This is a genomic window from Thermochromatium tepidum ATCC 43061 (assembly GCF_009664085.1).
GTDB lineage: Bacteria > Pseudomonadota > Gammaproteobacteria > Chromatiales > Chromatiaceae > Thermochromatium > Thermochromatium tepidum.
This window is the reverse complement of sequence record NZ_CP039268.1, coordinates 1,666,569-1,691,481: the sequence shown is the minus strand read 5'-3', so window position 1 is coordinate 1,691,481 and position 24,913 is coordinate 1,666,569. Positions and strand designations below refer to the sequence as shown.

General features: G+C 63.0%; 18 protein-coding genes and 1 pseudogene. 12 read left to right on the top strand and 7 right to left on the bottom strand.

Annotated elements, in window-relative coordinates:
• The first annotated feature begins 8 nt into the window (after window positions 1-8).
• The 3 genes and pseudogenes from hisC to mobB all read left to right on the top strand — a co-directional run bounded on the left by hisC (window position 9) and on the right by mobB (window position 2,551).
• Window positions 9-1,121: a histidinol-phosphate transaminase gene (hisC, locus tag E6P07_RS07675; protein ID WP_153975064.1), complete on the top strand. Its 1,113-nt coding sequence runs from the start codon at window positions 9-11 to the stop codon at window positions 1,119-1,121.
• Window positions 1,118-1,972: pseudogene (locus tag E6P07_RS07670) on the top strand (prephenate dehydrogenase); the annotation flags it as partial. The gene hisC and the pseudogene E6P07_RS07670, both read left to right, overlap by 4 nt.
• 51 nt (window positions 1,973-2,023) lie before the next feature.
• A complete protein-coding gene (mobB, locus tag E6P07_RS13915; RefSeq protein WP_246172996.1) occupies window positions 2,024-2,551 on the top strand; it encodes a molybdopterin-guanine dinucleotide biosynthesis protein B in 528 nt (175 codons plus the stop codon).
• A gap of 259 nt (window positions 2,552-2,810) precedes the next feature.
• On the opposite strand, the gene E6P07_RS07665 is transcribed toward mobB, so the two are convergent.
• Together E6P07_RS07665 and E6P07_RS07660 are read right to left on the bottom strand one after the other, a co-directional pair.
• A complete protein-coding gene (locus E6P07_RS07665; protein ID WP_153975063.1) occupies window positions 2,811-4,262 on the bottom strand; it encodes a TrkH family potassium uptake protein in 1,452 nt (483 codons plus the stop codon).
• Between the two features lie 181 nt (window positions 4,263-4,443).
• Window positions 4,444-4,878, bottom strand: a complete 435-nt coding sequence (locus E6P07_RS07660; protein ID WP_153975062.1) for a hypothetical protein — start codon at window positions 4,876-4,878, stop codon at window positions 4,444-4,446.
• 994 nt (window positions 4,879-5,872) lie between these two features.
• On the opposite strand from E6P07_RS07660, the gene E6P07_RS07655 reads away from it, so the two are divergent.
• Complete coding sequence (locus E6P07_RS07655) at window positions 5,873-7,096, top strand: cyclic di-GMP phosphodiesterase (protein WP_153975061.1); 1,224 nt, start codon at window positions 5,873-5,875, stop codon at window positions 7,094-7,096.
• Between the two features lie 55 nt (window positions 7,097-7,151).
• Here the strand turns inward: E6P07_RS07655 and E6P07_RS07650 are convergent, their stop codons facing one another.
• From E6P07_RS07650 to E6P07_RS07640, 3 genes are all read right to left on the bottom strand, one after another.
• A complete protein-coding gene (locus E6P07_RS07650; protein WP_153975060.1) occupies window positions 7,152-7,487 on the bottom strand; it encodes an STAS domain-containing protein in 336 nt (111 codons plus the stop codon).
• A gap of 323 nt (window positions 7,488-7,810) precedes the next feature.
• Window positions 7,811-9,478, bottom strand: coding sequence for a DNA repair protein RecN (gene recN, locus E6P07_RS07645; RefSeq protein ID WP_153975059.1), 1,668 nt, complete (start codon window positions 9,476-9,478; stop codon window positions 7,811-7,813).
• A complete protein-coding gene (locus E6P07_RS07640) occupies window positions 9,472-10,371 on the bottom strand; it encodes an NAD(+) kinase (RefSeq protein WP_153975058.1) in 900 nt (299 codons plus the stop codon). Before E6P07_RS07640 ends, recN begins: the two co-directional genes overlap by 7 nt.
• A gap of 215 nt (window positions 10,372-10,586) precedes the next feature.
• Between E6P07_RS07640 and hrcA the strand changes: the two genes are divergently transcribed.
• The 4 genes from hrcA (at window position 10,587) to dnaJ (ending at window position 15,784) form a co-directional block, all read left to right on the top strand.
• Window positions 10,587-11,684 (top strand): heat-inducible transcriptional repressor HrcA, encoded by a 1,098-nt coding sequence (gene hrcA / locus E6P07_RS07635; protein ID WP_153975057.1) that lies wholly within the window; start codon window positions 10,587-10,589, stop codon window positions 11,682-11,684.
• A gap of 14 nt (window positions 11,685-11,698) precedes the next feature.
• Entirely contained in the window at window positions 11,699-12,373 is a 675-nt protein-coding gene (gene grpE, locus E6P07_RS07630; RefSeq protein ID WP_153975056.1) for a nucleotide exchange factor GrpE, read from the top strand.
• Window positions 12,374-12,523: 150 nt separating this feature from the next.
• On the top strand, window positions 12,524-14,452 hold the full coding sequence (gene dnaK, locus E6P07_RS07625; RefSeq protein ID WP_153975055.1) for a molecular chaperone DnaK: 1,929 nt from the start codon (window positions 12,524-12,526) through the stop codon (window positions 14,450-14,452).
• Window positions 14,453-14,632: 180 nt separating this feature from the next.
• Window positions 14,633-15,784 carry a molecular chaperone DnaJ gene (gene dnaJ / locus E6P07_RS07620; protein WP_153975054.1) on the top strand — a complete coding sequence of 384 codons (1,152 nt, stop codon included), beginning with the start codon at window positions 14,633-14,635 and terminating at the stop codon, window positions 15,782-15,784.
• Window positions 15,785-15,884: 100 nt separating this feature from the next.
• On the opposite strand, the gene E6P07_RS07615 is transcribed toward dnaJ, so the two are convergent.
• Both E6P07_RS07615 and E6P07_RS07610 read right to left on the bottom strand, forming a co-directional pair.
• Window positions 15,885-18,398: a glycogen/starch/alpha-glucan phosphorylase gene (locus tag E6P07_RS07615; RefSeq protein ID WP_153975053.1), complete on the bottom strand. Its 2,514-nt coding sequence runs from the start codon at window positions 18,396-18,398 to the stop codon at window positions 15,885-15,887.
• A gap of 79 nt (window positions 18,399-18,477) precedes the next feature.
• Window positions 18,478-20,070 carry a sensor histidine kinase gene (locus E6P07_RS07610; RefSeq protein ID WP_153975052.1) on the bottom strand — a complete coding sequence of 531 codons (1,593 nt, stop codon included), beginning with the start codon at window positions 20,068-20,070 and terminating at the stop codon, window positions 18,478-18,480.
• A 136-nt stretch (window positions 20,071-20,206) separates the two neighbouring features.
• Here E6P07_RS07610 and sucC point away from each other — a divergent pair, with 136 nt between their 5' ends.
• From sucC to E6P07_RS07590, 4 genes are all read left to right on the top strand, one after another.
• A complete protein-coding gene (gene sucC, locus E6P07_RS07605) occupies window positions 20,207-21,421 on the top strand; it encodes an ADP-forming succinate--CoA ligase subunit beta (RefSeq protein WP_153975051.1) in 1,215 nt (404 codons plus the stop codon).
• Window positions 21,418-22,296, top strand: coding sequence for a succinate--CoA ligase subunit alpha (gene sucD / locus E6P07_RS07600; RefSeq protein ID WP_153975050.1), 879 nt, complete (start codon window positions 21,418-21,420; stop codon window positions 22,294-22,296). Before sucC ends, sucD begins: the two co-directional genes overlap by 4 nt.
• A 74-nt stretch (window positions 22,297-22,370) precedes the next feature.
• Window positions 22,371-23,975 carry an imidazole glycerol phosphate synthase subunit HisF gene (hisF, locus tag E6P07_RS07595; RefSeq protein WP_153975049.1) on the top strand — a complete coding sequence of 535 codons (1,605 nt, stop codon included), beginning with the start codon at window positions 22,371-22,373 and terminating at the stop codon, window positions 23,973-23,975.
• A 5-nt stretch (window positions 23,976-23,980) separates the two neighbouring features.
• Window positions 23,981-24,835, top strand: coding sequence for a COG3904 family protein (locus tag E6P07_RS07590; RefSeq protein ID WP_153975048.1), 855 nt, complete (start codon window positions 23,981-23,983; stop codon window positions 24,833-24,835).
• Window positions 24,836-24,913 lie beyond the last annotated feature (78 nt).

Below are 24,913 nucleotides of genomic sequence, written 5' to 3'. Positions count from 1 at the left end.
TATCCGTCATGCATCAAGCCGACAACCCCTTCCAGTCACTGGCAGCCCCCTGGATCGCCGGACTCACGCCCTATGTGCCCGGCAAACCCATCTCAGAGCTGGAACGCGAACTGGGTATCAGCGACTCGATCAAGCTGGCCTCGAACGAAAATCCATTGGGTCCGGGCGTGCGTGCGCGTGCGGCGATCGAGACCGCACTCGCTGAGCTGGGTCGCTATCCAGATGGCGGCGGATTTGCGCTGCGCCGCGCCCTGGCCGAGCATCATGGGCTCTCGCCCGCCGCCGTGACGATCGGCAACGGATCCAACGATGTGCTGGATCTGATCGCGCGTGTCTTCCTGCAACCCGGCGCCGAGTCCGTGTTTTCTGAGTATGCCTTCGCCGTCTATTCGATCGCGACCCAGTCGGTCGGGGCCAAGGCGCGTGTGGCGCGGGCCCGCGACTATGGCCATGACCTGGAGGCCATGGCGCGGCTGGTCACCGACCGGACGCGGGTGGTCTGGATCGCCAACCCCAACAATCCGACCGGGACCTGGCTGGCCGCCGCGCCGCTCAAGTCCTTCATCGGTGCACTGCCCAAGACCTGCCTCGTCGTGGTCGACGAGGCCTATACCGAGTATGTTTCCGAGCCGGATTTCCCGGACGCGACCCACTGGATCGAGACCTTCCCCAACCTGATCGTTACCCGCACCTTCTCCAAGGCCTATGGTCTGGCGGCGCTGCGCGTGGGCTATGCGCTCAGCGATCCGCGGATCGCCGAGCTGCTCAATCGGGTGCGCCAGCCGTTCAACGTCAATGCCCTGGCCCAGGCCGCCGCGATCGCGGCGATCAACGACCCTGAGCACATACGCGCCTCGGTCGAACTCAACCGTGCCGGGATGAAGCAACTGACCACGGCCTTTGAGCGGCTCGGGCTCGCCTACATCCCATCGGTGGGCAACTTCGTCACTGTCGACTGTGGACGCCCGGCTACGCCCATCAACGAGGCCCTGCTCAAGCGGGGTGTCATCGTGCGCCCGCTTGGCAACTACGGGATGCCAAACCATCTGCGCATCAGCATCGGGCTGGAGTCGGAGAACGCGCGCTTCATCGCCGCCTTCGAGGACGTGCTGGCGTCATGATCGAGCGGCTTGCGATCATCGGAGTCGGATTGATCGGCGGTTCCTTGGCGCGCGCGCTGCGGGCCGCCGGCGCCGTTAGTGAGATCATCGGCTGCGGGCGCTCGCTTGCCAATCTTGAGCGCGCGCTCGAACTGGGCGTGGTCGACCGTATCACCCAGAACCCGGCCGAAGCGGTGCACGAGGCGGACATGGTGTTCCTGGCGGTGCCGCTTGGGGCCATGCGCGGGGTGCTGGCGGCCATCCGCGACCAGGTGCGCCCTGAGGCCATCATCACCGATGGAGGCAGCGTCAAGTGCAGTGTGGTCGAGGACGCGCGTGCGGTCTTTGGCGCCGTGCCACCGCGTCTGGTACCCGGGCATCCGATCGCCGGCACCGAACACAGTGGGGTGGAGGCCTCGTTTGCCGAGCTTTACCGGCAACGGCGTGTGATCCTGACGCCTTTGCCTGAGACCGACCCTGAGGCCGTGGTCCAGGTAACCGCCATGTGGGAGGCATGCGGGGCTGAGGTCGCGACGATGTCGGTTGCCCATCACGACGAGGTGTTGGCCGCGACCAGTCATCTGCCGCACATGCTCGCCTTCGGACTGGTCGATTCACTGGCGCGGATGCACGAAAACGACGAGATCTTTCGCTATGCCGCCGGTGGCTTCCGTGACTTCACCCGCATCGCCTCCAGCAATCCGGTCATGTGGCGCGACATCTGTCTGGCCAACCGCGAGGCACTGAGCGCGATGCTGGCCCGGTTCAGCGTCGAGATGACCGATCTGGCCGAGAGCATCCGCCGCGCCGACGGCGAACATCTGTTCGAAATCTTCGCCCGCGCCAAGGCGGCGCGCGATCGCTATGTCGATCAGGCACACCCGGCGAACCTACGAATAAAACCGTCCGCCGACCCCAGAACCCTGGTCCCGGACAGACGCGCTCTCCCCGTCGTCGGCTTCGTCGCGCCCAGCGGCAGCGGCAAGACGACGCTGTTGCGACGTCTTACCGCGGCACTTCAGTCGCGCGGGCTGCGCGTCGGCTATCTCAAGCACGCCCACCACAGCTTCGATCTGGATCGTCCCGGCAAGGACAGCTACGAGATCCGCGCCGCCGGGGCCGACCAGACCCTGCTCGCCTCACGCGAGCGCTGGGCCTTGCAGATGGAGAACGACCGCACGGGTGAGGACCCGGATCTAGAGGCAATGCTGGCACGCTTTGAGCGCGACCGGCTCGATCTGGTTCTGGTCGAGGGCTTCAAGCACGCCCACTATCCCAAGATCGAGGTCTATCGCGCCGCGTTGGGTCAGGCGCCGTTCTATCCGGACGATCCCGAGATCATCGCCCTCGCGACCGATGATCCGCCGCCCGTCTTCCCTCATCCGCCCGTCCTGCCATTGACCGAGATCGATGCACTGGTTGATTTCATTTTCAGTCAAGCCAGACTTTGACATCCTCCCTGGCCTGAAGGGCAGAGATTCCTACAGCGCTTGACCCAGGCATCAAAAGACGTGCGTGAAACCAGCCTCTGTGAAACAGGAGGTCAGCTTTGTGGATGCTCGAGGATGAATGAGTAAGTCTGATGGACCGGTCTGCCACCGCATTTTCCAGGTTCGATGGTGATACGTTCGGGCGTAGGCTGGTCATGGCCAGCTTCACCGATTTGTCTTGAGGTCGATGAGATCGAGCCGATCGTTGGTGGACAAATGCTCAACGCTGCCAGAACGTCGGTGACAGCAGCACCAGCACGGTGAAGATCTCCAACCGTCCGAGCAGCATGGCCACACAGAGGATCCACTTGGCCGTATCGTTGAGATCGGCATAATTTGGGCCGACCGTGGCCAGCCCCGGTCCCAGGTTGTTGATACAGGCCGCGACCGCCGAAAAGGCCGTCACCAGGTCCAGCCCGGTGGCGGCGAGTAGCAGATACATGAGGATGAAACTCGCCACATAGAGCGAGAAGAAGCCCCAAACCGCATCGACTACGCGATGATTGACGGTCTTACCGCCGATTCGCACCGGGATCTGGGCATTGGGATGGATCAGACGCCCGATCTCGCGCACGCCCTGCTTGATGAGCAAGAGGAAGCGGATGACCTTGATTCCGCCGCCGGTCGAGCCCGCGCAGCCGCCGATGAAGCTGGCCAACAGCAGCAGGATCTGAAGAAAGGGCGGCCAGGTATAGAACTCGGCGGTCGCAAAGCCGGTGGTCGTGGTGATCGAGACCGCCTGGAACAGGCCCTTGGTGAACGCCTCCCACCAGGTCGCATAGACCCGGCCCTCATAGAGGGCCAGGGTCGTGATAGCGATGACTGTCAGGAGCACCAACAGATAGAGCCTGAATTCACTGTCCTCAAAATACAGACGCGGATCCTGGCGCCGCCACACCATGAAGTGCAGGGTAAAGCTCATCCCGGCCAGGGTCATGAAGGCCACGGCGATCAGCTCGATGGCGGTATTGTCGAAATAACCGATGCTTAGATCGTGGGTCGAGAAGCCGCCGATGGCCACGGTCGCGAAGGCATGTCCGATGGCATCGAAGGCCGTCATCCCGGCCCACCAGTAGGCGAGTGCACAGAGGAGCGTCATCCACAGATAGACATACCAGAGCGCCTTGGCGGTCTCGGTGATACGCGGTGTGAGCTTGGACTCCTTCATCGGGCCCGGCATCTCGGCGCGAAAGAGCTGCATCCCGCCGACCCCGAGCATCGGTAGCACCGCCACTGCCAGCACGATGATGCCCATGCCGCCGAGCCACTGGAGCTGTTGGCGATAGAAGAGGATCGATTTGGGGAGGCCATCTAACCCGATGATGACCGTAGCCCCGGTCGTGGTCAGACCCGAGATGGATTCGAACACCGCATCCGTGGCCGAGAGGGCCGGATTGGGCGCCAGCCAGAAAGGCAGGGCGCCGGCCAGCCCGAGCATGGTCCAGAGCAGCACCACGACGAGAAAACCATCGCGCACTCGCAACACCTCCTGGGAGCGCACCACCGGCAGCAGGATCAGCAGCCCCAAGACAAAGATCAGCGTGAAGGCCGCCAGAAAGGGTCCAACGTCGCCCTCATCGTAGATGAGCGAGACGACCACCGGCGGGAGCATGCTGAGGCTGAAGAGGGTCAAGAGCAGCCCCAGGACCTTCTGGACCGCATCGAATTTCATAAGGGTTTCTCAAAGAGCCCTTGAGGTGGTGATGGCATGGCGATGGGGTGTCAGTATTCTGGGCGGTGTGGGTTCGGATCGGGGCGATTAAACCACGACAGGGCAAAAACAACGATGTTTCCCGTCGCCGTCGAGGCCAGAACGAGCGGATTGAGACCGTTAAGGTACGGATTGAGGTTCCCTAACAACAGCATGCAGCGGACGGCACTGCGCACCGCCGCGGATGCTGAACGTTGACCGCCCATGCGGCCTCTTCGCGGGTATAGAACCTGTTCCCGCGCACGAAGCCGGAGACGACCTCAGGGGCGACCTCCAGCACATGACCCGCGGCGTCGCGTGCCCGCACCCAGGAGTCGGGCAGGCCGTCGAGCACATGGATGGGCGCTGGAGTCCCATCGCTGAAGCGTGACAGCACATATTCACCGCTGCGCCGATTCAGATAGCCCGGACGGAAACCGAGACCGGCATTGTTCTGACTGACACCAAGGGTATTGGCATAGAGCCGATTTTCGCGACGCAGCGTCCTGGCGTTCAGGACACCGCTCGGTCGCCGTTCATGTTCCTGGTGTCCTTGGCCGACAATCTGTCGTTGGAGGCATTCATCATGGTCGCTCATGGCTCACCTCGATGGGCGAGTACGCACTCTGTGCGAATCAAACCGCATTGGGCGTGCCAACCTGGTGGTGTCGGTCGGTGTCGGCCCTAGGGGTGGGACAGAAGGCACTCTCTCCGACCCGCACGCTTGTATGCAGGTTATCGGCAGATCCAGGCGTCCCAAGACCCATCTTGAGGGCGAAACTAGAATGCGCGCCCGCGACACCTTCCAACCCTCGATCTTGTTGAATAAAGAACCTGATCGACGTCCAGGTCGCGTACCACGACCTTGAGCGGAGCGTCGGCTTTCCGACCCGTGATGGTCAGGCATCAAGCACGTCTGGCATATCCTTGACGGTCGCGTCGAAGCACTCGGGCATGTGGCGGTCCATCGAGATGCTCAGTTTGAGTCTCCTGGCAATCGAGTTTGGCCTGATGGCCGGGCGTGTTCGAGCGGCTCGGGGCGGGCGGTGCGTCCTGGCTGTATATTCTGCTACTATTTTCAAGCCCGGATGCCATGTCTGGGGCTTGCATAGCTTCATAGACCCTCCGCAAGGAAACCCGCGACTTGAGTCGCGGGAGGAATGGCGGGTGCGCGAAGCGCACCATGTGGTGTATAATACAGTGTGGTCTCCGGGCGCACGCCGACTGCAACGCCAGTCGAAACCTGGCCCGGATTGGCAGCGGAGCCCCGCTGCCAAGGGCGGCTGTAAACACGCCCAATGTTGGGGATGCGGTCAACCATGTTTGCTGCGTCTCACAATAAAGCCTTCGACTTCAGTCGAGGGTTGTTTACTTGAAATCGCATTTCATTGCGCATTCGTGTATGTTTCGAACGTTTCACGCAAGATGGTCAGCCTCCACAAGGCCGCTGAGTTTCCTCCTGATAAACGCCCGCCTGGGGGTGGCTTCGTCTCCACGGCGTGCATGAGGCCGTAGAGGACGCGCCATGCCGATGGCGCACAAAGATGAAGCATTTCGGCAATCAATTGGCCTTCGTCATGGATCTCGCTTAAATGATCAAGAAGATCGACGTCGCCGACCTGCGCGTCGGCATGTATGTCCATGACCTCAACTGCGGCTGGCTGGATCATAGCTTTCTGTTCAATCGATTTCACATCAAATCCGAGTCCAATATCGAGCGCATCCGGCGTCTGGGTATCCAGGAACTCTACATCGACACCACCAAGGGTCTCGATGTCCCGGAGGCGCCCAGCGAAGGTGAGGTGGTCTCGCAGCTCGAGCAGGAATTGACCGATGTCGGTGAGCAGGCTCGTCTCCTGCCACAGCCAACCTCGCTCGGTGAGGAGCGGGTACAAGCCAAGCGCATCCATGAGGATGCGCTTGAGGTCGTCACTGGACTCATGCGGGATGCCCGGCTCGGTCTGCCGATCACGCTGGACCAGGCGCGTAACACCATTGGCGAGATGGTCGGCTCGATCTTTCGCAATCAAAACGCGCTCCTGGCCTTGGGGCGCATCCGCCATCGCGATCGCTATACCTTCGAACACTCGGTCAATGTCGCAGTGCTCATGGTTTCGTTTGCGCGCGAGCTGGGGATGGAGCCCTCGGTGATCGAGGAGATCGGTATCGGCGCCCTGCTGCACGACATTGGCAAGACCCAGGTTCCGGACGCCATCCTGAACAAACCCGGCCGGCTCTCGGACGATGAGTTCGCGATCATGCGCAGCCACGTCGTCCATAGCCGCGACATCCTCGCCGCCATCCCGGGGTTCTCACCGATGGCGCTGGCGGTTGCCGCCGAGCATCACGAGCGCTTCGATGCCACCGGCTATCCGGACGGTAAGGGCGGCGAGTCGATCTCGGTCTATGGTCGGATGGCGGCCATCGTCGATGTCTATGACGCCATCACCGCGGATCGCGTCTATCACAATGGGATGGAGCCCCATCAGGCGTTGCGCAAGCTGCTCGAATGGAGCCGTTTTCACCTCGACCCTGATCTGGTCCGGCATTTCATCCGCTGTGTCGGCATCTATCCGGTCGGCAGTCTGGTCCGGCTGGAGAGCAACCGGCTTGGTGTGGTGCTTGAGAATGGACGAGAAGGGCACAAGGCACCCATCGTTCGGGTCGTGATGGATGCGCGCTGGCGCCGCTTTCTGCCGGTTGAGGATCTGGATCTGTCCCGTAAAGTCCGCGGCAGACAGGATCGCATCCTGGGTATCGAAGACCCCAGTCAATGGGGGATAGATTGCGACGCGATCCTGATGCTGCCGTGCTGACAGACCGAGGCCCGCATCCAGCGGGCCTCGGTTGAACGGCGTTTGCTCGCCCCGTTCAGGTGACGGCGGTGCCCAAGGCCGAGTCCTGGGGGATGACGCCCAAGACGTTTCGCATGAAGCGCTGAATGCGGCTGAGGATCTCGGGATGGTCACTGAGGACCACGACCCGGGCGCCGATGTGCTGGAGCCGTTCGTTGAGCATCCACAGCAACGCCAGACCTGAGTCGAAGAGGCGTTCCAATTGGGTCAGATCCATGACACAGGTCTGAAGATTGGCGGGGATCGCAGCGAACACCCGGCAGACTTCGTCGGTGCTCGTCAGATCCAGGTTGCCATGGAAGGAGAGGTCGAGCCTATCCTCGCTTGGGATAAACGACGTTATCAACGGCATGGTAACCATCCTCCAGTGAGGTGCCGCAAGCCGGTCAGGGTTTACGGCAAGGGGTTGGGTCTCTTCTGAGCAGTCGGGAGGCCCTGATGACCGGGCGGCGCTGATTATGGACCCATTGATCAGTGTTTGGCCAGTGTCCCGTCAGTCCAGTCTCGTGGTTCTCGATGGCCGGGCAGGGGGCTTTGCGTACAAGCCCATTATTAACATAGGTTTATGGAATCTCAGGAATCCGTATGACTACTTAACACAGATGATTCCAGACTCCAGACCCATCCCTTTCGAAGCGGCTGCTCAGGGTTGGGACCCTAAAACCGCGGCGAGGTTCAGCGCGTCCAGTCGAGCATCTCGCTGGCATGGTCGCGGGTGCGGGCGGTGATCTCGGTGCCACCGAGCATCCGGGCGATCTCATCGATGCGGGCGCGGTCGTCGAGCGGTTCGATGCGGGTGAAGGTCTCACCCTCGATGATCTCTTTGCGCACACGCAGCTGATGATGCGCCTGGGCGGCGACCTGGGGCAGGTGGGTGACGCAGAGCACCTGGCGCGACTCACCGAGTTTGCGCAGCAGGCGTCCGACGATCTCGGCCACGCCCCCACCAATGCCTACATCGACCTCATCGAAGACCAGGGTCGGCACCCGTCCACATTCGGCGGTGGCGACCTGGATGGCGAGACTGATGCGCGAGAGCTCGCCGCCGGAGGCGACCCTGGCCAGGGGTTGCAGGGGCTGGCCGGGATTGGCGCTGACCCACATCTCGACCCGCTCCAGGCCATGGGCGCTCGCGCGTTCCGCGGGCAGTGGATCAAGCTGGATCTCGAATTGACCGCCGCTCATCCCGAGCTGCTGCATCGAGCGTGTGACCGTGGGCGCAAGCTGCTCGGCGGCGGCCCGGCGGGCGTGCGTGAGTTCGGTGGCAGCGGCAAGGAAGTCGCACCACATCCGTTCGCGGCGCTCGCGCAGATCGCCGAGCGTGAGGTCGGACTGTTCGAGCGCCTCCAGTTCGGCGCGACGCTGCTCGAGCAGCTCGGGCAGTTCGGTCGGCTTGACGCGATACTTGCGCGCGAGATCATGGATCTGACCGAGACGGTGCTCGACTGTTTGGAGCAGGGCCGGATCCAGATCCAGCCCATCGAGATAGCGGCGCAGTCCGGCCGCCGCCTCGCTGGCATGGATGGCGGCTGTTTCTAGCAGATCCCGACTCTCGGTCAACGCCGGATCGATGCCGGCCAGCTCATCGAGCTCGCGCGTGGCGGTGCGCAGCTGATCGTCGATTGCAGGTTCACCGTCCGCCAGCAGGATCAGCAGGCGTCCAACCGTCTCCTGCAGCCGTCCGAGATGGCTCAAGCGGCGCTGTTCCTGATCGAGGTTTTGAATGTCCGCGACGCTCAATCCCAGCGCTGCGAGTTCTGCAACCTGGAAGCGCAGCAGATCCAGCCGTGCGGCGCGGTCGGTACTGGCCGCCTCCAGCGCCTGGAGGCGCTGGTCGAGGTCGCGGAAGGTACGAAAGGCCGTTGCGACTGCCGCGCTCTTGTCACCGTGCCTGCCATAGGCATCGAGCAGGTCGCGCTGGGCATCGGGGCGCAGCAGCGATTGGTGGGCGTGCTGGCCGTGGATGTCGACCAAGCGTTCGCCGAGGTCGCGCAACTGGGCACTGGTCGCCGCGCGTCCGTTGATGAAGGCACGCGAGCGGCCCTCGCGCGCGATCAGGCGCCGGATCACGCAGGCATTGTCATCGTCCAGGCCCTGCGCGACCAGCCAGTCGCGCGCGTCCGGCGCACGATCGAGGTCGATCTCGGCCAGGATCTCGGCGCGTTCGCATCCGACACGGATCAGTCCGGCCTCGGCCTTGTCGCCAAGCACCAGTCCCAGCGCCTCGATCAGGATCGACTTGCCGGCACCCGTCTCGCCAGTGAGCGCGGTCATGCCGGGGCGCAATTCGAGCTCGAGATGACTGACGATGGCCAGATCCCGGATCTGGAGATAAGTCAGCATGGCGAGGTCCGTGTAATGTTATGCCCGCCCCAGTGGAGCTTGGCACGCAGAATCTGATAATAGTCGTGGCCCTTGGGATGGATCAGATGGGCCGTGTGCGGATGGCGCGCGATCCGTACCCAGGCACCGGGCGGCAGTCGCAAATCGGTCTGGCCGTCGCAGGTGACCTGGACATGGCCCTGCTCAGACCCGAGCACCCGGACATCGATGGTGCGTCCAGCCGGTACCACGAGTGGGCGATTGCTCAGATCGTGCGGGCAGATGGGGACCAGCAGGATCGCCTCCAGCGCCGGATCGACCAGTGGGCCGCCGCCCGAGAGCGCATAGGCGGTCGAGCCGGTCGGGGTCGAGACGATGAGTCCGTCGGAGCGCTGGACGCTGACGAAGATGCCATCGATCCGGATCTCCAACTCGATCAGGCGGGCTGTGCCCCATTTGTGAATGGTCACGTCGTTGAGCGCGGCCTCGGGTTCGCCGCTGTCCTGGTCGGTGACGATCCGGGCCGCGAGCATCGAGCGTCGATCGGAGGCGAACTCACCGGCCAGGACACGGTCCAGCGTCGATTCGATATGTTCGGGCGAGACATCGACCAGAAAACCCAGTCGCCCGAGATTGATACCGAGCATCGGAACGTCGTGCGGCGCCATGACCCGCGCAGCATGCAGGAGGGTGCCGTCGCCGCCGACCACGACGATCAGGTCGCAGACTGCACCCAGTTGGTCCAGGGTTAGGGCCTCGCCGATCGGGGCGTCGAGTAGGCGGGCGCTCTCGGCCTCCAGCCGCACCTCGACGGCGCGCGCGCGCAGATGTTTGCGCAGTCGCACGAGGGTTCCGCGCACCCGCTCGGGGTCGCCCTGCTTGGCGATGAGACCGAGGGTCTGGAAGGCGGGCATGGGCTCAACCGCGTTTGTGTGTGGAGGCTAAAGGCGTCCTGTTGGACGACGTTGCGGATTCTAGCAATGGCTCCAGGCGTTTTCGATGCTCGGATCAGGGCGTACTCACCTTGACAGCCTGAGTGGGAATCCCTAAATTGGGTGTTAGCACTCTAGCTTTGTGAGTGCTAAAATCATGCGCGAACGCAATTCAGACAGTATTGCTATCGACCATCGTGGGTATCGGGAAACGCACATCTACCCGTGATAAGCTCCTGAAGACCGAGGGCCGGGTCAGTGAGCGCGCGCAGCATTTTCTCAAGGCACTGGTCGAGCGCTACATCCGTGAGGGCCAGCCGGTCGGCTCACGCACCCTTGCTAAGGATACCAAACTCGATCTCAGTCCGGCGACCGTGCGCAATGTCATGGCCGATCTGGAGGATCTGGGGCTGATCACCTCGCCCCATACCTCGGCGGGGCGGGTACCAACGGTGGCCGGTTATCGCCTGTTTATCGACACATTGCTGACGGTGCGTCCGCCCTCGGAGGACGATATCGCCTCATTGCGCGCCCAGTTCGAGGCGCTCCAGGATCCCAAGTCCCTGGTTGAGACCGCCTCGAATCTGCTATCGGACATCACCCATCTGGCTGGGGTGGTGATGATGCCACGCCATGAGCGTCAAGCCTTCCGCCAGATCGAGCTGCTGCCGTTGTCGGACACGCGCGTGCTGGCGATCCTGGTAACCAGCGAGGGTGAGGTTCACAACCGCATCATCAACACCGAACGGCGTTTCACGCCCTCGCAGCTCGAGCAGGCGGCGAACTATCTCAACCAGATGTTCACCGGGCAGGACATCAAAGATGTCCGCAAGCGGTTGCTGGAGGATCTCCAGAACACCCATGCCCACATGGATCAGATGATGATGCACGCCCTGGCCATGGCGCAGAACCTGGTGGCCTCGGCCGAAGACCACGACGACTGTTACATCGCCGGACAGACCAATTTGATGGAGTTCGGCGAGCTGGCGAGTGTGGATCGGCTCAAGGCGCTGTTCGATGCCTTCACCCAGAAGCGTGAGATCCTGCACATCCTGGATCGCTGCATCGCCGCCGAGGGGGTGCAGATCTTCATCGGCGAGGAGTCGGGCTATGCGCTGCTTGGCGATTGCAGTCTCGTGACCACGCCCTATCGGGTGGATGATCGGGTCGTCGGTGTGCTGGGTGTCATCGGCCCGACGCGCATGGACTACCAGCGGGTGATCCCGATCGTCGATGTTACGGCGCGCCTACTAGCAGCGGCGCTGCGGCAGCGAGAGTGCGAAACAGAGTTTTAACCGGAGGTCTTTTGATGAGCACTGAACCCCAGAGCCCGGAGGTGGCGCCTCAGGAAGCGCGCCAGCACGACGAGGCCGCCGTGCGCGCGGCCGTGGAGGCCTACAGGGAAGCCGACAGCACGCTCGACGAGATATCCATGCCGACGGACGGGTTGAACGCCGAGCCCGCGGCGACGCCCGAGTCCGAGGCCGCCCAGCCTGAGGAACCTTCGGTCGAGGAGCTAAGCGCGGCCCTGGATGCCGCGCGCGCCGAGATTGAGGAGAGCCGTGATCAGGTCCTGCGCGCCCGCGCCGAGTTGGAGAATCTCAAGCGCCGTCATGCCCAGGAGCTAGAAAAGGTGCACAAGTTTGCACTCGACGGCTTCGTGCGCGAGCTGCTCCAGGTGCGCGACAGTCTCGAACTCGGCTGCAACGCGGCACGGGACGCAAACACCGACGTCGGTAAGCTGCGCGAGGGCACGGAACTGACGCTCAAACTGCTCGGCGACGTGATGGAAAAGTTCGGCGTGGGCGTGGTCGATCCGACCGGTCAGCCCTTTGACCCCGAGTTCCATCAGGCCATGTCGATGCAGCCGCGCGATGATGTACCGCCCAATACCGTGGTGCTGGTCATCCAGAAGGGCTATACCCTCAACGGGCGCCTGGTGCGTCCGGCACTGGTCATGGTCTCGCAGGCGCCGGAACAGTAGCGCGCATGGGGATCGCCGCGCCCTAACCCTCCCGTGGTTTCGGTCAGCGGGCGGCGCAATAGGCTTGAAGGTTTTGGGGTCTTGCCCCAATTGCAACGGATTAGGTGGCGCGCACCGTGCCATTCCAAACGCTTTCGGAGAATAAAACCTATGGGAAAGATCATCGGTATCGACCTCGGCACCACCAACTCGTGCGTAGCCGTGATGGAAGGGGGCAACGTCAAGGTCATCGAGAACGCCGAAGGCGACCGGACCACACCCTCGATCGTCGCCTACACCAGCGATGGCGAGATCCTGGTCGGTCAGTCGGCCAAGCGCCAGGCCGTCACCAACCCCAAGAACACCCTCTTTGCCATCAAGCGCCTGATCGGGCGACGTTTCGATGACGCTGTCGTCAGCAAGGACCGCGACATGGTCCCCTACAAGATCGTGCGTGCCGACAATGGCGACGCCTGGGTCGAGGTCAATGGCAAAAAGATGGCCCCGCCCGAGATCTCGGCCAAGGTGTTGCAGAAGATGAAGAAGACCGCCGAGGACTATCTCGGTCACCCGGTCACCGAGGCAGTGATCACGGTCCCGGCCTACTTCAACGACTCGCAGCGTCAGGCGACCAAGGATGCCGGGCGCATCGCCGGTCTCGAGGTCAAGCGCATCATCAACGAACCCACGGCGGCGGCGCTCGCCTACGGCATGGACAAGAAGCGCGGGGATCAGAAGATCGCCGTCTATGACCTGGGCGGCGGTACCTTCGACATCTCCATCATCGAGATCGCCGAGATCGAGGGCGAGCACCAGTTCGAGGTACTCTCGACCAATGGCGACACCTTCCTCGGCGGCGAGGACTTTGACCTGCGCATCATCGACTACCTGGTCGAGACCTTCAAAAAAGAGCAGGGGGTGGATCTGCGCAATGATCCGCTGGCGCTCCAGCGGCTGAAGGAGGCCGCCGAGAAGGCCAAGATCGAGCTCTCTTCGAGCCAGCAGACCGACATCAATCTGCCCTATATCACTGCCGATCAGACCGGACCCAAGCACCTCAACATCAAGCTGACCCGCGCCAAGCTGGAGTCCCTGGTCGAGGATCTGATCGAGCGCACCATGGAACCCTGCCGCATCGCGCTTAAGGACGCGGGGCTGACCGCCAGTGAGATCAACGAGGTTATCCTGGTCGGCGGTCAGACCCGCATGCCCAAGGTCCAGGAGCAGGTCGAACGCTTCTTCGGCAAGACCCCGCGCAAGGATGTCAACCCCGACGAGGCCGTCGCCATCGGGGCGGCGATCCAGGGTGGTGTGCTCGCGGGCGAGGTCAAGGACGTGCTGCTTTTGGACGTCACCCCGCTGTCGCTCGGCATCGAGACACTCGGCGGTGTGATGACCAAGCTGATCGAGAAGAACACCACCATCCCGACCTCGGCGAGCCAGGTGTTCTCGACCGCCGACGACAACCAGACCGCTGTCACCGTGCACGTCCTCCAGGGCGAACGCGAACAGGCCAAGTACAACAAGTCGCTCGGTCGCTTCGACCTGACTGACATCCCACCGGCCCCGCGCGGTGTCCCCCAGATCGAGGTCAAATTCGACATCGACGCCAACGGCATCCTCCATGTCTCGGCCAAGGACAAGGCGACCGGCAAGCAGCAGTCGATCGTCATCAAGGCCTCTTCAGGGCTGTCTGAAGAAGAGATCCAGCGCATGATCAAGGATGCCGAGGCCCATGCCGAGGACGACCGCCAGTTCCATCAGCTGGTCGCTGCGCGCAACCAGGCCGATACCATGATCCATGCCGTGCGCAAGTCGCTGGAACAGCTTGGCGATCAGGTCGAGCGCGGCGAGAGGGAGTCGATCGAGGCCGCCATCAAGGAGCTGGAAGAGGCGGTCAAGGGTGAGGATCGGGGGCGCATCGAGTCGCTGACCAAGAAGCTCGGCGATGTCTCCGGCAAGCTGGCCGAGCGGATCTATGCCAAATCCGGTGATGCCGGCGCGGGTGGGCAGTCGTCGAGCGCCGGCTCGTCCGGCAGCGGCACCCATGACGACGTGGTCGACGCCGAGTTCGAAGAAGTCAAGGACGATCGCAAGTGAGTCGATGGGCATGGCCGACTCACCGACCATCCGTCGAAGTGTACTGGCGCCCGCGGCCCTGGCGCCCCTTCCTTTTAGGGAGGATACAAGGACCACGGGTACATCGGTCGGTCAAATTCGCCTGGTGTCATTCGGCAGCCGACGCTGACGACTGAAAACCGACCACTCGACACTGAATACATGGCAAAACGCGACTATTACGAAGTGCTTGGGGTTCAGCGCAACGCCAGTGAGGCCGACATCAAGAAGGCCTTCCGGCGGTTGGCGATGAAGTACCACCCTGACCGCAATCCGGGCGACAGCGAGGCCGAGGCCAAGTTCAAGGAGGCCAAGCTCGCCTATGACGTGCTGACCGATCCCAAGAAGCGTTCGGCCTACGATCAGTTCGGTCATGCTGGCGTCGAGGGGGCCGGATCCGGGTTCGGCGGTTTCGGCGGCGGGCCAGGCGACTTTGCCGGCACAGGCTCCTTCTCCGACATCTTCGGCGACGTCTTCGGCGACATCTTCGGCGGCGGGCGCGCCAGCGGGCGGCGCGCGCAGCGCGGGGTCGATCTACGCTACGACCTGTCGCTGACCCTAGAAGAGGCGGTCGCGGGTAAGGAAGTCAAGATCCGCATCCCAACCTGGGTCGATTGTCAGTTCTGTAACGGCACTGGCGCCAAGCCGGGCACCAAGCCCAAGACCTGTCCGACCTGCGGCGGTCATGGTCAGGTGCGGATGCAGCAGGGGTTCTTTTCTATCCAGCAGACCTGTCCCGAGTGTCGGGGTACAGGCACCATCATCGAGGAGCGCTGTCCGCACTGTTATGGGCGGGGGCGGATCCAGGAAGAAAAGACGCTGGCGGTCAAGGTTCCGCCGGGGGTCGATACCGGCGACCGTATCCGGCTGGCGGGCGAGGGCGAGCGCGGTGAGTACGGCGGGCCCCCGGGGGATCTCTATGTCCAGATCCAGGTCATGGAGCATCCGATCTTCACCCGCGAGGGGTCTGACCTCTACTGTCAGGTGCCGATCAGCTTCGTCACGGCGGCGCTCGGCGGCGAACTGGAGGTGCCGACGCTCGACGGTAAGGTGGTGCTCAAGATCCCGCCCGGGACCCAGACCGGCCGGATGTTCCGTATCCGCAACAAGGGCGTCAAACCCGTGCGCGGCGGCGTGGTCGGGGATCTGATCTGTCGCGTCCAGATCGAGACGCCGGTAGACCTCACCGAACGCCAGAAGGAACTGTTGCGCGAGTTCGAGGCCAGCCTCCAGGCAGGCGGGTCGCGGCACAATCCGCAGTCGCATTCCTGGCTCGACGGGGTCAAGCACTTCTTCGAGAAGATGGGCCTCTAGATCAGGCAGGCTCAGGAGGGCGAACAGGGGATCCGGCCGTCAGCGCGCCCAAAAGCGAGCAAAGGTCCGGTGTCCCGATCGAACACCGGACTGGATGGCGCTATGAATCCACTTCGGTCACTGGATCGATGACCCTGGGTTCTACCTTCCAAATGTGTTCGGCATACTCGCGGATCGCTCGATCCGAGGAAAAGCGCCCGATGCGCGCGACATTGAAGATCGACATCCGCGTCCAGCGTTCTCTGTCCTTGTAGGTGTCGCTTACCGTCTTCTGGCAATCCAGATAGGCGCGATAGTCGGCGAGCACCATGAAGGGGTCGTGATTGATGAGGTTGTCGGTCAACGGGCGGAAGAGCTGGGTGTCGCCGTGCGAGAAGAGTCCCGAGTTGATCAGATCGATGTCCGATTTGAGTTCGGGGTCGTTTTGATAGAATTCCCAGGGCCGATAACCGGTTATCTGACGCTGTAGCGCCTCCTCGGCCGTCATCCCGAACAGAAAGAAGTTTTCCGCCCCTACGGCCTCGCGGATCTCGACATTGGCCCCGTCGAGGGTGCCGATGGTCAGCGCCCCGTTCATCGAGAACTTCATGTTGCCTGTCCCCGATGCCTCCTTTCCGGCAAGCGAGATCTGTTCCGAGAGGTCGGCTGCTGGATAGAGCCGCTGACTATTCTTGACGTTGAAATTGGGTAAGAAGGCCACCCGAATCCAGCCGTTGACCTGGGGGTCATTGTTGATGACCGCGCCGACGGCGTTGATGAGCTTTATCATGAGCTTGGCCATGAAATAACCGGGTGCAGCCTTGCCCCCGAAGATAAAGGCGCGCGGCACCAGGTCCTGCGTCTGGCCCTGTTTGATCTGCTGATAACAGCGGATGACGTGCAGCACCTTGAGATGCTGGCGCTTGTATTCGTGAAAGCGCTTGGCCTGGACGTCGAACAAAGACTCTGGATCGAGACGGATGTCCGTAGTCTGCTGCATCCACTCGACCAGATCCCGCTTGGCGGCGTACTTGACCGCGCGCCACTCTGCCTGAAAGCCGGCGTCATCGACATGCGCCTCCAGCTCACGCAGCAGTTCCAGGTCGCGAATCCAGTGGTCGTGACCGCAGGTCCGGGTGATGAGCTTCGAGAGACGTGGGTTGGCGACCACCATGAACCGCCGCGGCGTGACCCCATTGGTGACATTGTGGAAACGGTCGGGCCAGAGATCGGCGAAATCCTTAAAAAGCATGGTCTTGACCAGCTTGGAATGCAGTTTAGCCACGCCGTTGACCGCCCGGCTGCCGACGACCGCCAGATTGGCCATGCGTACCCGTCGCTCGCTGCCCTCGGCGATCAGCGACATCCGCCAGACGCGCGCCTCGTCGCCTAGGAAACGCATCCGCACCTCATCGAGGAAGCGGCGGTTGATCTCATAGATGAGTTCGAGATGTCGTGGGAGCAGACGCTCGAACAGGCTCACCGACCAGGTCTCCAGGGCCTCGGGCAGGAGCGTGTGGTTGGTGTAGCAGAAAGTCCGATGGGTGATATCCCAGGCCTGCTCCCAGCTCATGGCATGTTCGTCGAGTAACAGGCGCATCAGCTCGACCACCGCGAGCGCCGGATGGGTGTCATTGAGCTGGATGACGAACTTTTCGGCAAAGGTCTCCAGTGGTCCGACCGTGTTCAGATGCAGCCGGATCATGTCTTGTACCGAGCAGGAGACGAAGAAATATTGCTGCTTGAGCCGCAACTCCTTGCCCGCCTCGGGTTCGTCGTTGGGATAGAGCACCTTCGAGATGGTCTCGGCCTGGATGCTGGCATGGACCGCACCGTAATAGTCACCTGTGTTGAAGGCCTGGAAGTCAAACGAGCACGTGGCCTCGGCCTTCCATAGCCGCAGCAGATTGGCGTTCGCGGTGCGGTAGCCCAGAATGGGCGTGTCGTAGGCCATACCGTTGATCACGAGTGCCGGTTGCCAGCGCCGGCGTGTCTGGCCCCTTTCGTCGCGATAGGATTCGGTGTATCCGCCGTAGCCGACCGCAAAACGGATCCTGGGCCGGGGGATCTCCCAGGGATTGCCGTTGCGCAGCCAGTTGTCGGTCTTCTCGACCTGCCAGCCGTCCTCGATGGCCTGATCGAAGATCCCGAACTCATAGCGGATCCCATAGCCGATGGCCGGGATCTGGCAGGTCGAGAGCGACTCCATGAAGCAGGCGGCCAACCGTCCGAGTCCGCCGTTCCCCAGTCCGGGTTCTTCCTCTTCCTCGAGGATGGCCTCGAGATCCAGCCCCAGTTCCTTACTGGCCTCGTGCGCCGTCTCCATGATGCCGAGATTGACGAGGTTAGTCGCCAGATGCGGGCCGAGCAGATATTCGGCCGAGAGATAGCAGACGGTGCGTGCATGACTGGTCTTAAAGACCTGGGCTGATTCGACCCAGTGTTTGAGCAAGCGGTCGCGGGTCGTGAAGGCAGCCGCCATATAGAGGTCGTGCGGAGAGGCCACCTCGCGGAAGCGGCCCTGGATATAAAAGAGGTTGTCGAGGAAGTCCTGTTTCAGCGCGGCCTTGGACAGACCGGTGCGGGTGTGTTCACCTGTTCTGGGTACTGATTCTTGGGAGTTCGGCGTACTCATGCTGTCTCCTCAAATCATATTTGGCGGGGCACCGGCACTCTAAAACGCTTGTAGATGGCCGTCCACCACCAAACCATGATCATCGCGCGGCCTCAGTGAAGCTCAGGATGAAACGACTGCCTTGGGGGCTGGCAGGGCGGTAGCTCAACTGGATCCCGTTGGATTCGGCCAGCTGGCGGGCGATGTAGAGCCCAAGCCCGGTGCCCTGACTCCTGGTGGTGAAGAATGGACTGAAGATGTCGCGTGCGATCTTCGGATCGATCCCGGGCCCGGCGTCCTCGACCTCTAGATGGATCTGGTCCGGATCCTGTCCTCGCCCCAGCCTGAGTTGGATGCGCACAGGTTCGCCGGGGCAGCGGCCATGGATGAGGGCGTTTTCGCATAGATTGGCCAGGATCTGATGGAGATGGCGTGGATCGGTCTCGATCTCGAGCGGTCGCGACTCGATCCGTACCTCGAGGCTGGAGGGCGCAAGCCCATGCTGTTCACGAAACTCCTCGGCGAAGGCCAATACCCAGGTCACTAACTCGATCGGGCAGGGCTCGATCCGAAGACCGCGCGAGAGCTGGAGCACGCTGCGCACCGTCTCCTCGATACGTGCGCTGTTGCGCTGGATGATGTCGAGCAGATGCCGATTTTCGTCTGACAGCGCCGGGCTTTCCGAGAGCAGCTGACTGGCATGACTGATGGCGCTCAGCGGATTGCGGATGTTGTGCGCGATGCTGGCCGTCAGGGTGCCGAGCGAGGCGAGCTTGATCTGCTGGGCCTTGTGCTCAACCTCCTGGTTGTCGCGCAGATAGACGACGACACCGTTGGCGCACCTGTGTCCAAGCTGCTTGAGCGAGACCCGGACCTCGCGGTCGGCGATGGTCAGACGGCCCTCGCGCGGATGGGTGGCACAGACTTGATCGACGAGCCATTGATCCAGTTCGACCGAGAGTTCATGAAGCGCCGTGCCTGAGCGGATGCGCCGCGCGCCAATTAGTTTCAAGGCGGCGGCATTGATCAATCTCAGCCGTCGCTTTCCGTCGGCGACCAGGATACCGGTGCCAATACTCTGGATGATGAACTCGTTGAGCTGCGACAGATCGTCGATATCGACCTGATGCTGTGCGGCCAGCGCCTCGGCTGAGCGCACCCGTCGGTAGAGCACATGCGCCAGCAGGGCAACAGTAAAGAAGAGCAGACCCAGCAGGCCGGCCTGGGTGAAGGAGATCGCCGCATGGCTGGCGAGCAGGGCGCTGTAGATCTGCTCGATGATGACGGCCAGCGAGGCGAGTGCCGCAAACAGGAGCGACAGTCGCCCCTCCAGCATGAGCGCGCCTGCGGCCACGGCGAGTGCGAGCAGGATACCGAGCCCGCTGGTAACGCCGCCGGCGGTGTGCATGAGCGCGGTATAGAACAAGATATCGATGAAGATGGCGAGCTGGACCTGAGTGATCCGCCCGGGTCGGCGCGTCGAGAGTCCCAGACCGCTCGCAAGCACGACCACGGCATAGACGACCAAGATGTCCCAGACCAATTGCGTATTGGAGCGGGCCAACGCCGGGTCGTCGGCGGCAGGTGAGAACGCCAACACCAAACCTATGACCATCAGCAGACGGAAGAGAAAGAGCCAGCGCAGGGCGCTCCAGCTCGGATAGACAGAATCTGTGGCGGGGGCGACATCCATCTGGGTGGGCCAAGGCACGCGATCGAGAGAGATCGGACCCGCCAGACTGAGCGGGTATTCGGTTGTATTATGCGCCGACTCAGCCGTTGCGCCGATCCCCTCCGCGGGGCCGGCGCCTCATTCAGGGTCGATCCGAATGAACCTACACGAATTTCAAGCCAAACAGTTGTTGCGGGAGCGCGGACTCGCGGTCCCAGATGGGGTCCTGGTCGAGCAGCCAGAAGCTGTCCCTGAGGCCTGCGCCCGGCTCGGCGGCACGCGCTGGGTCGTCAAGGCCCAGATCCATAGCGGCGGGCGCGGCCAGTCCGGCGGTGTGGTGCTGGTCGAGGGTCCAGACCAGGCCGAGCGCGAGACGCGCCGTCTGCTTGGATCCCGGCTCGTCACCCACCAGACTGGTCTGGGGGGGCTTCCGGTCGGATCAGTCCTGATCGAGCGCCCGACGGCGATCGTGCGCGAGCTCTATCTAGGACTACTGGTCGATCGCACCAGCGAGCAGTTGCTGTTCATCGCCTCATCCGCCGGCGGTATGGACATCGAGCGGGTGGCGGCCGAGACACCGGAGCAGATCCTCAGGGTGCCGGTGCCTCTAGTGGTCGGCGTCCAGCCCTACCAGGCGCGCCGACTCGGCTTCGGGCTGGGGCTAGACGAGGCCAGGATCCAGGCGCTTGGGACCCTGATGGAGCGACTCTATCGGCTCTTCATCGACACGGACGCCAGCCTGATCGAGATCAATCCCTTGGTCCTGACCGATGAGGGCGACTTACTGGCGCTCGATGCCAAGATCAGGCTCGACGATAATGCGCTCATACGGCATCCGGCCTTGGCCGCACTGCATGACCCAAGCCAGGAAGACCCGCGTGAGACGGCGGCGCGGGCGCACGCACTCAACTATATCCATCTCGACGGTCACATCGGCTGCATGGTCAATGGGGCTGGGCTGGCGATGGCGACCCTAGATCTGATCAAGCTCCAGGGTGGACAGCCGGCCAACTTCCTCGATGTCGGCGGCGGGGCAACGGCAGCGCGCGTGGCCGAGGCATTCAAGCTCATCCTCTCCGACCCCAAGGTCGCCGCGATCCTGGTCAATATCTTCGGCGGTATCGTGCGCTGCGATCTGATTGCCGAGGGCATCATCCAGGCGGTGCGCGAGGTCGGGGTCTCGGTGCCGATCGTGGTGCGTCTGGAGGGCACCAATGCCGCGCTGGGGCGGCGTATGCTCGCTGAGAGCGGGCTGGCGCTGCAGACGGCCGAGGACCTCGAGGCGGCGGCGGCCCTGGCAGTCGCCGCCGCACAGCGTGGTTTGGATTCAGGCACGGCATCGCACACTGTGGACGGGGAGGGCGGCGTATGAGCATCCTGGTCGACGCCGATACGCGCGTCATCTGTCAGGGTTTCACCGGCAAACAGGGTACGTTTCATAGCGAACAGGCCATCGCCTACGGCACCAAGCTGGTCGGCGGTGTGACACCCGGCAAGGGCGGACAACGCCATCTCGACCGGCCGGTATTCAACACCGTAAGCGAGGCGGTGCGCGCAACAGGCGCGGATGCCAGCATGATCTATGTGCCGGCGCCCTTCGCCGCCGATGCCATCCTGGAAGCCGCCGATGCCGGGATCCGGGTCATCGTCTGCATCACCGAGGGCATCCCGGTGCTCGACATGCTGCGGGTCAAGGCGGCGCTCGCCGGCAGCGAGACGGTCCTAATCGGCCCCAACTGTCCCGGGATCATCACCCCGGGCGCCTGCAAGATCGGGATCATGCCTGGTCATATCCATCAGCCGGGGCGGGTCGGGATCGTCTCGCGTTCGGGCACCCTGACCTATGAGGCGGTCTATCAGACCACCCAGGTCGGTCTGGGCCAGAGCACCTGTGTCGGGATCGGCGGCGACCCCATCCATGGGATCGGCTTTATCGAGTGTCTGCGTCTGTTTGAGCGCGACCCCCAGACCGAGGCCATCCTGCTGGTCGGGGAGATCGGCGGCGCCGACGAGGAGGCGGCCGCCGAGGTCATCCGTACTGAGATCAGCAAGCCGGTGGTGGCCTATGTCGCTGGGGTCACAGCGCCTCCTGGCAAACGGATGGGTCATGCCGGGGCCATCATCAGCGGCGGCTTGGGCACGGCCGAGGACAAGTATGCGGCGCTTGCGGCCGCCGGTGTCGCGACCGTGCGTTCAGCGGCGCGGATGGGTGCATGTCTGGCCGAGCGGTTAAGCGCCTGTCTCTGAAGGTGATATCCTAGGTCTTAAGCCCGCGCTCGATCATAACCCTATACGTAACAGCCCCCGGAATTGTATCAACGATGATTTCGCTCCTGGATTATGGCGCGGGCAACGTCCGCAGTCTGCGCAATGCCATCCAAACCCTCGGCTTTGAACTCACCGAGATCGAACGCCCAGAGGATATTCTCAAGGCCGAGCGCCTGATCTTCCCGGGCGTCGGTGCCTTTGGGGCCGTCATGGAGCGCTTGCACCACTTGGGTTATGTCGAGCCGCTCCAGGAATATCTGGCCGCCGACAGGCCCTTCCTAGGCATCTGCGTCGGACTCCAGACCCTGTTCGAGGGCAGTGAGGAGTCGCCGGGCATCCCGGGTCTGGGCCTCATCCCAGGTCAAATCCGTCGCTTCGCCAAGTCGGGCTTATCGGTACCCCATATGGGCTGGAACTCGGTCCGGTTGAGGCGGCCCTCGTCGCTGTTTGCACGGTATGCGGGTGAAAAGTTTTATTTCGTCCACTCCTACCATGCCGTGCCGAGCGCGGACAACGCCGACTGGCAGCTTGCACTCACCGATTATGGCGACCCCTTTTTGAGCGCGGTGCAACGCGGCGCCCTGAACGCGGTCCAGTTCCATCCCGAAAAGAGCGGGTCGGCGGGGCTGGCGTTGCTGCGTCGCTTCCTTGCGGCGGACGAGGTCGGCCGCCCCTCGATTGTGGTTCCGCCCACCTTCAACGAACCGACGCGCCTGGCCAAACGCATCGTCGCCTGTCTCGATGTGCGCACCAACGACCAGGGCGACCTGGTCGTTACCAAGGGTGATCAATACGATGTGCGCGAGAAATCCGGGGCACGCGACGTGCGCAACCTGGGCCAGCCAGTCGATCTGGCCGCACGTTATTACGACGAGGGGGCCGATGAGATTAGTTTCCTCAACATCACCGCCTTTCGCGACTTCCCGCTCGCCGATCAGCCGATGCTGGAGGTGCTCAGACGCGCCTCGGAGCGGGTCTTCGTGCCCCTGACCATCGGCGGCGGCATTCGTGCCTTCACCGACGCCGAGGGGCGGCACTACTCAGCCCTCGACGTGGCGCACGAATATTTCCGCTCTGGGGCCGACAAGGTCTCGATCGGTTCAGAGGCGGTCTTGGCCGTAGAGGACTATCTGGCGCGTGGCGGCATCAAGGATGGCTCAACGGCGATCGAACAGATCGCCGCCGTCTATGGCAATCAGGCCGTGGTCATCTCCATCGATCCGCGTCGCGTCTATGTCGAGACACCCGAGTCGACCCACCACGCCGTCGTCGAAACGTCCTTGCCCGGTCCCAAGGGCGAGCGCTACTGCTGGTTTCAGTGCACCATCAAGGGCGGTCGTGAAGGGCGCGACCTCGATGTGGTCGAGCTGGCGCGCGCCTGCGAAGATCTAGGCGCCGGCGAGATCCTGCTCAATTCCATCGACCGCGACGGCACAGGCGCCGGCTTCGACCTGGAGCTGATCGCCCAGGTGCGCGCGGCTGTGTCGATTCCGATCATTGCTTCCAGCGGTGCCGGCTGTGTCGAGCACTTCGCTGAGGTCTTCGCCGCCACCGGCGTCGAGGCCGCGCTGGCCGCCGGCATCTTCCACCGCCGCGAGGTGCCGATCCAGGCAGTCAAGTCCTATCTGCGTGAGCAGGGGATCGAGATCCGGAGCTGATGGGCATGCCGAGACCGGTCGGATGGTTGGGCGTGATCCTGCTGACAGGATTGATGCTGGCCGGCTGCGGATCTTCTGGTGAGCGGCCAGATGATGCCGCGACGCCCTTGGACCGGGAAGCCCTGCTTACGACCGTCGCCTCCTGTCATCTGCTGCGCGTGGGCCAGACCAACGACGTGGCGGCCACGGACGCCACCGTCATCGTCGCCGCAGATAAATATCACCTCTCGATCACCAGCATCGTCGAACGCGCCAACCGCATGGTCAAGGACTATGAGCAGCGTCCGTCGGACCTCATCGCGCGCGCCCTAGAGTCCTGCGATCGGCTGTCCGAATTGACCGGCACGACACCTGCCTTGGTGCGTTTCGAATCCGACGGCACCCTGCGCACCGCCTGGCTGCGCATCGACGGCGTCGAGATCACGCCTGGATTCGCCCAGCGCACCATCGCCGAGCTGCGTCGGCGCAAGGCGATTGGGCTGGTCATCAACAGCCCCGGCGGCTCGGTCGAGGAGGCGCGCAAGCTCGGACGTTATCTGCGCGCCAACGGACTGCGTACCGCCGTCGATGACTACTGTGCCTCGGCCTGTATCGATGTGCTGGCGGGGGGGGTCGAGCGTTACGCCACACGGAGCGCACGGATCGGCGTCCATCAGAGCAAGGTTCCACACCGCTACAGCAGCCACGAGGGCGGCCAGCTCTATGTCGCCGACGCCTTCCTTTATCTACGCGAGATGGGCGTCGATCCTGATGTCGCCATCGCTGCTGCGACCGTCCCCAATGATCGCATCCTCATCATCTCGCTCGCCGAGGCCCTGGCAGCCCGACTCATCACCGGTGTAATCGAGGGGTTCGACTAGGAGGCGCTGAAAAAAGCCCTCCAGAGCTTGATTCAGCTCGCCTGGACCTGGACGGGCGGACGCATCCTAGGGCATTAA

Bases quoted from the DNA above. Each gene is read 5' to 3' on its own strand.
- dnaK (WP_153975055.1), top strand. From the start codon at position 12,524: ATGGGAAAGATCATCGGTATCGACCTCGGCACCACCAACTCGTGCGTA.
- E6P07_RS07615 (WP_153975053.1), bottom strand. From the start codon at position 18,398: ATGAGTACGCCGAACTCCCAAGAATCAGTACCCAGAACAGGTGAACAC.
- E6P07_RS07590 (WP_153975048.1), top strand. From the start codon at position 23,981: ATGCCGAGACCGGTCGGATGGTTGGGCGTGATCCTGCTGACAGGATTG.
- E6P07_RS07665 (WP_153975063.1), bottom strand. From the start codon at position 4,262: ATGAAATTCGATGCGGTCCAGAAGGTCCTGGGGCTGCTCTTGACCCTC.
- E6P07_RS07660 (WP_153975062.1), bottom strand. From the start codon at position 4,878: ATGAGCGACCATGATGAATGCCTCCAACGACAGATTGTCGGCCAAGGA.
- recN (WP_153975059.1), bottom strand. From the start codon at position 9,478: ATGCTGACTTATCTCCAGATCCGGGATCTGGCCATCGTCAGTCATCTC.
- E6P07_RS07655 (WP_153975061.1), top strand. From the start codon at position 5,873: ATGATCAAGAAGATCGACGTCGCCGACCTGCGCGTCGGCATGTATGTC.
- E6P07_RS07650 (WP_153975060.1), bottom strand. From the start codon at position 7,487: ATGCCGTTGATAACGTCGTTTATCCCAAGCGAGGATAGGCTCGACCTC.
- dnaJ (WP_153975054.1), top strand. From the start codon at position 14,633: ATGGCAAAACGCGACTATTACGAAGTGCTTGGGGTTCAGCGCAACGCC.
- sucC (WP_153975051.1), top strand. From the start codon at position 20,207: ATGAACCTACACGAATTTCAAGCCAAACAGTTGTTGCGGGAGCGCGGA.
- hisF (WP_153975049.1), top strand. From the start codon at position 22,371: ATGATTTCGCTCCTGGATTATGGCGCGGGCAACGTCCGCAGTCTGCGC.
- grpE (WP_153975056.1), top strand. From the start codon at position 11,699: ATGAGCACTGAACCCCAGAGCCCGGAGGTGGCGCCTCAGGAAGCGCGC.
- sucD (WP_153975050.1), top strand. From the start codon at position 21,418: ATGAGCATCCTGGTCGACGCCGATACGCGCGTCATCTGTCAGGGTTTC.
- E6P07_RS07640 (WP_153975058.1), bottom strand. From the start codon at position 10,371: ATGCCCGCCTTCCAGACCCTCGGTCTCATCGCCAAGCAGGGCGACCCC.
- hisC (WP_153975064.1), top strand. From the start codon at position 9: ATGCATCAAGCCGACAACCCCTTCCAGTCACTGGCAGCCCCCTGGATC.
- E6P07_RS07610 (WP_153975052.1), bottom strand. From the start codon at position 20,070: ATGGATGTCGCCCCCGCCACAGATTCTGTCTATCCGAGCTGGAGCGCC.